Source organism: Proteus sp. CA142267, assembly GCF_003336825.1.
In the GTDB taxonomy this organism is placed as follows: domain Bacteria; phylum Pseudomonadota; class Gammaproteobacteria; order Enterobacterales; family Enterobacteriaceae; genus Proteus; species Proteus terrae.
The window spans coordinates 265,477-276,541 of the sequence record NZ_QPMG01000003.1; the positions used below are offsets into that span (position 1 = coordinate 265,477).

The window sequence follows — 11,065 nt, forward strand, 5'->3', positions numbered from 1 at the left end:
AATATGGGATCCCCCACAGAAAAAGCGACAATTTTACTCATTGATGATCACCCGATGCTACGCAATGGTGTAAAACAACTTTTAAGTCTTGATACAACACTAACTGTCGTTGGGGAAGCAGGAGATGGCATTCAAGGTGTGAAGTTAGCTGAAGAATTAGATCCTGATTTAATTTTGCTGGATCTGAATATGCCTGGAATGAATGGTTTTGAAACGCTCGATCAACTGCGATTAAAGTCGTTATCAGGTCGGATCGTTGTTTTCAGCGTATCAAATTATAGTGATGATTTAGTCACAGCGTTAAAACGTGGTGCAGATGGTTATCTTCTAAAAGATATGGAGCCTGAAGAATTACTGGCAGCTCTAAAACAGGCAGCTGCTGGAAAAATGGTAGTCAGCCCTGCATTAACCCCTATTTTAGCCGAGTCCTTACGTGAAGATCGCTCTGAAGGTGAGCGTGATATTGAACAACTCACCCCGCGTGAGCGCGATATTTTGAAACTGATAGCGCAAGGGTTATCAAATAAAATGATCGCACGTAAGCTTGATATCACGGAAAGTACGGTCAAAGTGCATGTAAAACATCTACTGAAAAAAATGAAGCTAAAATCCCGTGTTGAAGTTGCTGTTTGGGTTCATCAACAACGCGTCGATTAATTAAAGTTAGGTACGATGGGCTGGTGGGTACTCATCAGCTCAACTAACTCTTTCGCCCCTTTCTGTAACGACTCCCCTTTTAGCCACATAGCATGAATAGGCAATCGTAATTCATTTTTCGTATTCTTAAACTGAAGCTGTTTTAATTTACCTTTTTGCAATTGAGTATAAATCAGCGAATACGGTAAATTACCCCATCCCATCCCTGCTTCAACCATACCTAATGCCATTTGAAAGCTATCTGTTTGCCAATAATTCGTCGCCACTAATGAGCGCTCATCTCTTAGCTCTTTGGTGTGGCTTGCGATCATAATTTGGCGAACATTCACAAGATCTTCAATAAACACACTTGCAGGGTGTGCCAATGCAATATGACTTGCTGATATTGTTGCGACCAATGACTCCGAGCCTAAATATTGAAACTGCTCATCACCATTCACATACAAGCCTCCATAAACTAGACTCAATTGAATTTTATGTGAATGCAACATCTCAATAATGTCATCTTGTGCCGCGGTTATCACATTCACATTAAGTAATGGATAACGTTGCGTTAATTCAGATAACGCAGGTAATAGATAATCAGGATTAATATCAGCTGCAACACCAATATTTAAGAGACTTTCGAGATCCATCGAAAGCTCTTGTGCATGCACTTGTAATAATTTTAATTGCTCTGCAATCATTCTGGCATGAGGTTCAAGTGCTTTGGCTTTTTCAGTTGGCTGAGGCTCTCGTGATGTACGCTCAAAAAGCGCATAACCTAATTCAGCTTCCATATTCGCAATTGCCATGCTGACTGCTGATGGAACCCGTTTTAATGAACGTGCAGCCGCAGAGAAAGATCCCTTATCCATCACTGCTAAAAATATCGCAATATGTTCACTTGAGAACTGCATGTTCACTCCTGATGTTTCAGTAAAATTGATACTAGCTAACTTTTTCTATCATTCTTGCTGATTTATCTTACGATGCTTAACGACACAGATCCACAGAAAAAGAGAGCACAATGCAAGGTATCAAACGAAAAATTGTCTACGTGACAGCTTATGAAATTTTTGGCTGGGTTATTTCATCAGTCGGGCTTGCACTTTTGGCTGATAGCTCAACAATAGTAACAGGCCCATTAGCGCTGGTGATCACAACAATCGCGGTGAGTTGGAATTTTATTTATAACTGCATATTTGAATTTTGGGAGAGCCGACAAGTTTCGAGAATTCGAACGTTTAGACGCCGTCTAGTACATGCAATTGGATTTCAGCTAACACTGGTGCTCTATTTAATTCCACTGATTGCATGGTGGCTTAATGTTTCATTGTGGCAAGCGTTAGTTATGGACTTTGCGCTGATCATCATCATCCCTTGTTATACCTTCGTTTATAACTGGGTATTTGACAAAATTTTTGGCTTACCAAAATCTGCATTACCTGAGAATGCACCCGCGGCCTAAGCAACAAATTAAGTAAGGAGAGTGATCCCAATAACGGGTCACTCTTTAACAGGATAGATATCTTCTAACGCAAATTGCTCAATACCGCCTTCTAACTCGCAACGACCTAATCCAATATTTTTGTCATCAGCCGTTGTTCTTCTTAGCAATTTACCCGTCACTTGAGAAAGCGTTGAGTCAATTTCAATCACACGGTAATACTCTTTCATATAGCTCTCTTCACCCAGCGCCATATAAACTAGAAACTCATCACCTGTTTTAATATTCATCTCGTTGTACTTACTCTTAGTAGTTAATCTAATGATGATAGAATAAGTTTAGTCTAACGAAAGGTAATAAGAGAAAGATTGACTCACTCGATATTACATTAAGTTAATTTATTAACTTCCAACTCATCATAATGATGCTGATCAGAATAAAAGACAGTGTTAAATATTGGAAAAAACGCTCTGATAAATACACAAGTAAATAGCGAGCTAATGGGATGGAGAGTAATGAACCTAAACAGAGAATAAGTGCTGTGTGAACATCGGTATAACCACCAGCGCTATAAGCAATAGCAGAGCCACCAGAAAGGATCGTGGTAATAAAAATAGAAGTGCCGATTGCCTCTTTAATACCCATTTGAGCAAAACGCATTAATACCGGTAACACCACTAATCCTCCTCCGACACCTGTTGCACCAAGCACAAACCCTGCACTCATTCCTGGTACAAATAAGGAAGAAAAAGTCACTGTAGAAGGTGGTGATAAAGCAATTAGAGGATCTGAAATTGCTGACCTTCTCACCATTCGCTGTAAAAATAAGATCAATGAAAATACGATAGCAACGATCATCAAAATATTAATCGCTGATTCAACACGATCGTAATATTGAGGTTGTGATCCCAGCCATGTCACACCATAACTCGCTAAAAATGTTGCCGGAAACATTATCCCTAAGATCAATAGTGCGGGTTTTAATGGGATATTACCTAACCGAAAATGAATATAAGAAGATGAGAGCTTCATTAGCATCGAGAGTAAATTTGCTGTCGCAACCGCTGCTAATGCATTCATACCAAAAAGATAAATAAGAACAGGTAATAAAATAACACCACCACCTACACCGGTCGTTGTAATAACTAACCCGATTGCAGCTCCGATAAGTAGTTGTGTTAAAAGCAACATCTTATTTCCTTTTTGGTTAAAATTTAACAAGCTTCGATTATAGGCAAAATAACTTATAACCAAAAGGAATTAGATATAACAAATAGGAATATAAATAAAGTTATTATAAAAAAGCCCCTTAATATGAAATTACCTCATATTAAAGGGCCGATATTAATGATAGATATTATTCTTATTAATCAATATGATACTTTTAATACATTTAATTTATTTCAGCTAAGACCGATTCTGCTGAAAAATAATCACCTGTTTTCGCTTTTTGCAGTAGTACTCCATTACAAGAAGCTATTACCTGAACTTCCATCTTCATCGCTTCCATAATAGCAATAACATCACCTTCTTTGACTTTATCGCCATCAGCTAAGATCCAGCTATGTAATACGCCAGAGATGGGTGCCGTGACGGCTTTTTCATTCTCTTCTTTCTCATGACTGGCATTAATTGCTGTTGGTATTACCGCGGAGAGTGACAGTAATTGAACTGGTAAAGCAAGTTCATGACGACGGCCATCAATTTCAATAAAAGTACGAACAAGCTCTTCATTTTTTGCAGGTGTACTACGAGGGAAATGGGTATTTTTTGCCTGAAAATCTGTTTCAATCCAACGGGTATGCACTTTGAAATCTTCAGTAAAATCGGCATGCTCCATCATTTCACAATGGAAAGGCAATACACTTGCTACCCCTTCAATTTTGAATTCAGATAATGCTCGACGAGCTCGGGCAATGGCTTGTTCACGAGTTGCAGCTGTGACTATCAATTTTGCCATCATAGAATCGAATTGGCGTGAAACCTGATTATTTTCAGTAACACCACTATCTACACGAACTCCAGGGCCTGAAGGCTGAGAAAAATGCGTAATTAAACCCGGCGTAGGTAAAAAGCCTTTCGCGGGATCTTCTGCATTGATCCTAAATTCAAAAGAGTGCCCCCGAGGAACAGGCGTTTTATCAATACTTAACGGTAAACCTTCAGCAATACGTAACTGCTCGATCACTAAATCGATACCCGCCGTTTCTTCTGTAACAGGATGCTCGACTTGTAAGCGTGTATTCACTTCTAAAAATGAGATAGTGCCATTTGCACTTAATAAAAACTCAACTGTACCTGCCCCAACATAGCCTGCTTTAGCACAAATATCTTTAGCTGACTGGTGAATACGTTCACGTTGTTCATCTGTCAAATAAGGTGCTGGCGCTTCTTCAATAAGCTTTTGATTACGTCGCTGTAACGAACAATCTCGTGTTCCGACGACAACAACATTGCCCAGTTTGTCTGCGATAATTTGCGCTTCGATATGACGAGGTTTATCTAGGAATTGCTCAACATAACATTCACCACGACCAAATGCAGTTACAGCTTCTCGTACAGCAGAATGGTAGAGCTCTTCAATTTCTTCCATTTTATGAGCGATCTTCAAACCTCGCCCACCCCCACCAAAAGCAGCTTTAATGGCAACAGGTAGACCATACTGTTTAGCAAAATCGATAACCTCTTTGGCGTCATTAACGGGATCAGCCGTACCATTTACAAGAGGAGCACCAACAGATTGTGCAATTTTACGCGCTTTCACTTTGTCACCAAGCACTTCAATCGTTTCTGGGTTAGGCCCTATCCAAATAAATCCTGCATCTTGTACCGCTTTTGCAAAATCAGCTCGCTCGGAAAGAAAACCGTAGCCGGGATGGATCATTGTGGCATTAGCTTTATGGGCAATATCAATGAGTTTATTAATATCTAGATAGCTTTCTTTCGGCAAATTACCATTGAGTCCATAAGCTTCATCAGCAAGACGAACGTGTAGTGCATCAATATCATCATTGGCATAAATAGCAATTGAAGTTGCACCATAGTCCTGACAAGCTCGAATAATACGAACAGCGATTTCACCTCTGTTGGCAATAAGTACTCTATGCTTCACTCGTTGTTTTTGGTTAATTGTTGTCATGAGTGGCATTCTCCTATCAATATTCTTGAAATTCGGTAATTGGATTAAAACGAATTTTAGCGTTAACAGGGATCTGCCCTGCAAGTGGTAAGTGATATTCAGCAACTGCGCCAATAACAGGATATCCTCCTGTTAACGGGTGATCGTTAAGAAACAAAACAGGTTGCCCATTAATCGGAACTTGTATTGCACCAATGCAGGTACCTTCACTTGATAGTTCTTGTTGTTGTTCGCGCGCAAGAGGTGTTTCACCCAATAAACGTAACCCAATACGGTTAGATTGTGGTGTCACTTGCCATAATTGAGAGGTTAATGTCTTTATAGCTTCAGTGGTAAACCAGTCAGTGCGGGGACCTAAAACAACATCAAGTGTGACGATATCACCTTGTTTTGGTAGTGTTGATGTCGGCTGTTCATCAGTAAGAATACCATTCGAGGTACTTTCATTATTTAAATGAAGTACATCGCCTTCTTGCAAAGCATTAGGGCCAATTTGTGCCAAAGTATCAAATGCATAACTACCTAACACCTTTGGTAATTCAAACCCACCTCTCACGGCAAGATAGCTACGTACACCGGTTTTTGGCATACCTAAAATAATTTCATCGCCACAGCGAACATCAATAGGTTGATAACCAGATAAGAATTCATTCTCACCCGACTCATGTTTTAGCGTAATGGAACAATCTGCCCCTGTTAAAGCGATCACACAATCTTGTCGTGCTTTAAGTGTCAGTCCACCTTGGGTTATCTCAAGTGCAACAAAAGTTGTGGGATTACCCACTAAACGATTGGCCGCATGTAAAGCGGGTTTATCAAGTGCGCCTGAAGCAGATACTCCCATTGATGCAGCACCAATACGCCCTTCATCTTGAAATAAAGTTTGTAGCCCAGCTGAAATGACATATAGCCCTTTATCATTCAATGAGAGCGAGGAAGCGACTACGGCTTTTTTCTCCGGTAGTGAAACGGTTATCGGTGATTTTTGTGCATCAACAAAATGCACTTCATTTCCCGGTAATAAAAAAGCGGGTTGTTCACGTGAGAGATCCCACATCTTTATTTCTGTGGTACCAATAAGTTGCCAACCTCCGGGGCTTTGTTGCGGATAAACGCCACTAAACTCGCCAGCTAATCCGACCGACCCTGCGGGGATACGTGTACGAGGAGTTTTACGACGAGGCACATAAAGCTGAGTTTCATCTGCAATCAAATAAGCAAAACCCGGAGCAAAACCAGTGAATGCAACTTGATAGGTTTGTTCTGTATGTCTGCGGATCACTTCACTGGTAGCGATCCCTAATAATTCAGCGACCTCATTAAGATCCTCACCTTGATAATGAACAGGGATCGTTAATGATTGTGTTTGACGTGCTGATACCGCTTTGACTTCTAATTGTCGAAGCTGAAACACAAGTTCTTCAGCTGTGATTAGCCATGGCGTATAGTGAATTAAGAGTGTTTTTGCAGCAGGCACAATATCTTGAATAGCAGCAATATCCGCTTGTTTAAGGGATTCATACAATGCGAGCGTCTCTTTTAAAGAGGAAAGCTCAACAAGTAAATGGGATAAGTTAACGGGTAAAAAGCGCAAAGTATCTTCCTCCCTTATACGTGATAAGCTGCATCGGGCACATCGGTAATAAACATATGCCCCGGAGCATGACTAAGTGCGAAAGGAACACCTGAACGCATCACTGCCGCTTGTGGAGTCACACCACAAGCCCAAAAGACGGGGATCTCGCCTTCTTCAATTCTCACGGGTGAGCCAAAATCTGGCGACATAATATCTTTAATACCCAAAGCGTCGGGCGAGCCAATATGTACGGGAGCACCATGTACAGAAGGGAAACGACCACTGATCATCACCGCATCAGCGACTCTGTCAGCAGGAATAGGACGCATTGAAACCACTAATTCACCTTCTAATCGCCCTGCTGGACGACACAAGCGATTCGTTTTATACATCGGTACATTGCAGTTATCTGTGATATGACGAATTTCAAGCCCCGCTTCTAACATGGGCGTTTCGAAAGTAAAACTACAACCAATAAGAAACGTAACAAGATCGGGATGTTGTGCCCAAATTTCAGTAGCATCCGTAATTTCATCTGCTAATTTGCCATTTTCCCAAACACGGTAAAGAGGAATGTCAGTGCGTAGATCGGCGTCTTTCGCAAGAACAGTACGATAACTACCTGATTCACAAACATCTAATATCGGACAACTTTTCGGGTTACGTTGAGCGTAGAGCAGAAAATCAAATGCCCAATCACGAGGTAAACTAATCATGTTAGCTTGAGTCATTCCTTTAACCATACCTGCTGTTGGTATAGCTAAACCATTGCGAATAGCCAATCGAGCTTCTTGTGCTTTGGCAATTGCATCCGCAGTCGCTTGCATTAAATGAGTCATTTTTGCACCTCATTTTTAAGTCGCAGAGGTGCAAAAGGTTTAATGCTAACATCATGATTAATTAAAATTTCTTTTACACTTTTAGCGAGAGCCACGGCATCTGGACTGTCACCATGAACACAAATAGAATCAGCTTCTATCGCAGTAAAAACGCCTTCTATTGATTCAACACCACCTTCTTGCACAAGCCGTAACATGCGTTGAGCAACAAGTTCAGGATCATGTAAAACAGCGCTCTCTTTTTTACGAGAAACGAGGGTACCATCAGCATGATAAGCTCTATCTGCAAAAGCTTCGGCTATTACTCGAAGACCATTTTCTTTCGCAAGTGTAATCAAGGGTGATCCCGCTAAAGCAACTAATGTCAGTTGGGGATCTACAGCAAGTATTGCCTCAATAACAGCAAGTGCTTGACGTTTATCATGAGCAATTGTGTTATAAAGCGCACCATGAGGCTTAACATAGGTCACACTCAAACCCACGGCTTTGGCCAATCCTTGCAAAGCACCTATTTGATAAATCACATCTGCGGTTAATTCATCACTGGCGATATCCATATTACGACGACCAAAACCGACTAAGTCAGGATAAGCAACGTGCGCACCTATCGCGACATTATGCTGTTTCGCCGCCTTTAATGTTTTTAAAATTCCATCCGGTGAACCTGCATGAAAACCGCAAGCGATATTAGCGCTACTGACAATTTCAAGCACCGCATCATCATTGCCCATTGTCCACTGACCGAAGCTCTCACCTAAATCACTGTTTAAATCAACGGCTTTTATCATCATTATTGTTCTCTTAAGCAATGTTAAGGTAGTTGAAAATAGCACCCACGGACATAATGCCCATATACCAAGTCAGCGCACAGACCAAAATACCTGACCACAGCAACCATGCTGGATATTTATAACCATTCATGAGATCTTGGCGGCGCCATGCAACAAAAATAAATAGTGTCATACCAATAGGTAAAATCAGGCCATTAAAACCACCTGCAAAGACTAATAATGCAGCCGGTGCTGTTCCCATAACCATATAAATGACAAGTGAAATAGCGATAAAAATAATGGTTGCGATATTACGTTGACGCTCAGTAACACTTTTTTTAAATACTGTAATAAATGACATTGAGGTATAAGCAGCACCAATAACACTCGTTAATGCAGCTGCCCATAAAATAAGACCGAAGATGCGTAATCCAGTTAAACCAGCTGCATGTTGAAATGCTTGAGATGCAGGGTTAGCCGCGCGACTAGAAATATCTAATGTTACGCCACTGGCAACTACGCCTAAAATGGCAAGGAACAGGATATAGCGCATTAATCCAACGACTAAAATTCCTTTGGTTGCAGCGCTTGATACAGCGTCAATGTTCTCAATACCCGTAGTTCCTTTATCGAGAAGACGGTGAGCTCCAGCATAACAGATATAACCGCCCACAGTACCACCGACAATTGTAGTGATCGTTGCGAAGTTAATCGCATCAGGTAAAACAGTTTGTCTTAATGCTTCACCTATTGGAGGATTAGAGGCAAACATCACAAAAACAGTCAGTAAGATCATGACAATACCAAGAACGATAATCATACGATCGATAAAGTTACTGGCTTTGCGTGATGAGAAAATATAGATAGCAAGTAAAGCACTTAAGATCCCACCCCATTTAGGATCAAGACCTACCATTGCATTAAGCCCCAAACCAGCACCTGCAATGTTACCCACGTTAAACACTAAACCGCCAAAAATAACTAATACAGCAAGTAAATAGCCACTACCAGGTATTGCTTTGTTAGCAATGTCTGAAGCTCTCATATTGGTGACAGTGATCACTCGCCAAATACTTTGCTGAACAACATAGTCTATGATGATTGATGCCAAAATACCAAATGCAAATGCCGCTCCCATAGTGGCAGTAAAGGTTGCAGTTTGAGTAATAAAACCCGGACCAATAGCTGATGTCGCCATTAAAAAAATGGCAGCTATCAATGAAGAACGTCTATTTTTTATAAACGAACTTGATGTTGTATTTGCAGAATCTTGTGTAGCCATTAGCTACCCCCTTTATCATCATTATTTTAATTATTATTACTAAGGCAATTAGCGTGCCATTGTTGAGCATGAATACTTAATTGTTAATCACCTGATATTAGATTGTTGAACAATTAATAATAATAGATGAATAAATAAGCAAATAGATTTAAATATGGGATGATAAAAGTGCAGTGAAGATCGCATTTTTAACATTTTATTGACAATTACGCTTAATTAATGAGTCATAAATGTGCACCTAAATGAGGCATAAAAAGATTAGATGCACAAAAATAGTGCGCAAGTTTGAAGAAAGAATAAGTTTAATCACTAAAATATCGTGACAAAAAATTAAGTTTTTTTGATGGAAATAAACAGAAAGTCATACTCGATACAGTGAGAAGTACGACAGAGTGACACAATAGAGGTTATATATTACAAAACACACTGATAGAATAGGTGCTTCTATTAAGCTAATAGCAGAAGATAATGCAGAAAAAAACATCTCCACAAATTCTTTCTCAAAAAGTCGCAAATGTTATTCGGCAAAAAATCACTATTGGAGAATTACCTCCTGGTGAAAGATTGTCAGAAACGGCATTAAGTGAAACGCTAGAGATATCGCGTAATACTTTAAGAGAGGTTTTTCGCGTTCTTACCCAAGAAGGGCTTTTAACTTATAAACCTAATCGTGGTGTTTTTGTTTCTGTACCGGATATGGCAAGTATCATGGATATTTATCGTGTAAGACGATTAATTGAATGTGATGCTCTGCGACATTCTTATCCTATGCATCCAGCTATTGTTAGAATGCAAGATAGTGTTAATCAAGCAAAAGTCTTTCAAGAACAACAAGATTGGAGCGGTGTAGGGACCTGTAATATGCATTTTCACACAGCAATTGTTGAGCTTTCAGACAGCCCTAGATTGTTTAAACAATACCAGCTTATTTTAGCGGAATTACGTTTAGCCTTTGGTTTATTAAACGATCCTCAATTACTACATGCACCGTATATTGAGAAAAATGAACAGATTTTGACACTTTTAATGGATGGAAAAGCCCAAGAAGCAGCAACAGCAATGGAGGACTATTTAGAAATATCAGAAAGAACAGTCCTTGCTGCATTTTCTCGTCATAATTTTTGCTAAAAGATCATAAAAAATGCCCTAATTTAGGGCATTTTTGTATTTAGAATTTAGCATAGTATTTAATAAGCTATATAAAAACCCCAAACGCAAAAAAGCCAACCCATTGGGTTGGCTTTCTCGTCTTAATTAATGCCTGGCAGTTCCCTACTCTCACATGGGGAGGCCCCACACTACCATCGGCGCTACAACGTTTCACTTCTGAGTTCGGCATGGATTCAGGTGGGTCCGCTGCGCTATGGCCGCCA

11 protein-coding genes and 1 rRNA gene are annotated in these 11,065 nt (G+C 40.1%); 3 read left to right on the forward strand and 9 right to left on the reverse strand.

Annotation, left to right across the window (positions count from 1 at the left end):
* The first annotated feature begins 3 nt into the window (after positions 1-3).
* Positions 4-657 carry a two-component system response regulator NarL gene (gene narL, locus C0T34_RS08555; protein WP_082239485.1) on the forward strand — a complete coding sequence of 218 codons (654 nt, stop codon included), beginning with the start codon at positions 4-6 and terminating at the stop codon, positions 655-657.
* On the opposite strand, the gene C0T34_RS08560 is transcribed toward narL, so the two are convergent.
* Positions 654-1,556 carry a LysR family transcriptional regulator gene (locus C0T34_RS08560; RefSeq protein WP_109850009.1) on the reverse strand — a complete coding sequence of 301 codons (903 nt, stop codon included), beginning with the start codon at positions 1,554-1,556 and terminating at the stop codon, positions 654-656. The genes narL and C0T34_RS08560 overlap by 4 nt on opposite strands.
* 110 nt (positions 1,557-1,666) lie before the next feature.
* On the opposite strand from C0T34_RS08560, the gene C0T34_RS08565 reads away from it, so the two are divergent.
* Positions 1,667-2,107 (forward strand): PACE efflux transporter, encoded by a 441-nt coding sequence (locus tag C0T34_RS08565; RefSeq protein ID WP_109850010.1) that lies wholly within the window; start codon positions 1,667-1,669, stop codon positions 2,105-2,107.
* Positions 2,108-2,145: 38 nt separating this feature from the next.
* On the opposite strand, the gene C0T34_RS08570 is transcribed toward C0T34_RS08565, so the two are convergent.
* From C0T34_RS08570 to C0T34_RS08600, 7 genes are all read right to left on the reverse strand, one after another.
* Positions 2,146-2,376, reverse strand: a complete 231-nt coding sequence (locus C0T34_RS08570; RefSeq protein WP_075672928.1) for a hypothetical protein — start codon at positions 2,374-2,376, stop codon at positions 2,146-2,148.
* Positions 2,377-2,479: 103 nt separating this feature from the next.
* Positions 2,480-3,277, reverse strand: coding sequence for a sulfite exporter TauE/SafE family protein (locus C0T34_RS08575; RefSeq protein ID WP_098941277.1), 798 nt, complete (start codon positions 3,275-3,277; stop codon positions 2,480-2,482).
* Positions 3,278-3,479: 202 nt separating this feature from the next.
* Positions 3,480-5,225, reverse strand: a complete 1,746-nt coding sequence (locus C0T34_RS08580) for a biotin carboxylase N-terminal domain-containing protein (protein WP_109850011.1) — start codon at positions 5,223-5,225, stop codon at positions 3,480-3,482.
* 16 nt (positions 5,226-5,241) lie between these two features.
* Positions 5,242-6,819, reverse strand: a complete 1,578-nt coding sequence (locus C0T34_RS08585) for a 5-oxoprolinase/urea amidolyase family protein (protein ID WP_098941279.1) — start codon at positions 6,817-6,819, stop codon at positions 5,242-5,244.
* Positions 6,820-6,833: 14 nt separating this feature from the next.
* Positions 6,834-7,640: a putative hydro-lyase gene (locus C0T34_RS08590; protein WP_109850012.1), complete on the reverse strand. Its 807-nt coding sequence runs from the start codon at positions 7,638-7,640 to the stop codon at positions 6,834-6,836.
* Complete coding sequence (locus C0T34_RS08595) at positions 7,637-8,428, reverse strand: 5-oxoprolinase subunit PxpA (RefSeq protein ID WP_109850014.1); 792 nt, start codon at positions 8,426-8,428, stop codon at positions 7,637-7,639. The genes C0T34_RS08590 and C0T34_RS08595 overlap by 4 nt, the downstream gene beginning before the upstream one ends.
* A 13-nt stretch (positions 8,429-8,441) precedes the next feature.
* Entirely contained in the window at positions 8,442-9,692 is a 1,251-nt protein-coding gene (locus C0T34_RS08600) for an NRAMP family divalent metal transporter (RefSeq protein WP_098941281.1), read from the reverse strand.
* 468 nt (positions 9,693-10,160) lie between these two features.
* On the opposite strand from C0T34_RS08600, the gene C0T34_RS08605 reads away from it, so the two are divergent.
* Positions 10,161-10,820 carry a GntR family transcriptional regulator gene (locus C0T34_RS08605; protein WP_088493892.1) on the forward strand — a complete coding sequence of 220 codons (660 nt, stop codon included), beginning with the start codon at positions 10,161-10,163 and terminating at the stop codon, positions 10,818-10,820.
* Between the two features lie 131 nt (positions 10,821-10,951).
* On the opposite strand, the gene rrf is transcribed toward C0T34_RS08605, so the two are convergent.
* Positions 10,952-11,065: ribosomal RNA gene (gene rrf, locus C0T34_RS08610) — 5S ribosomal RNA — on the reverse strand; the annotation flags it as partial.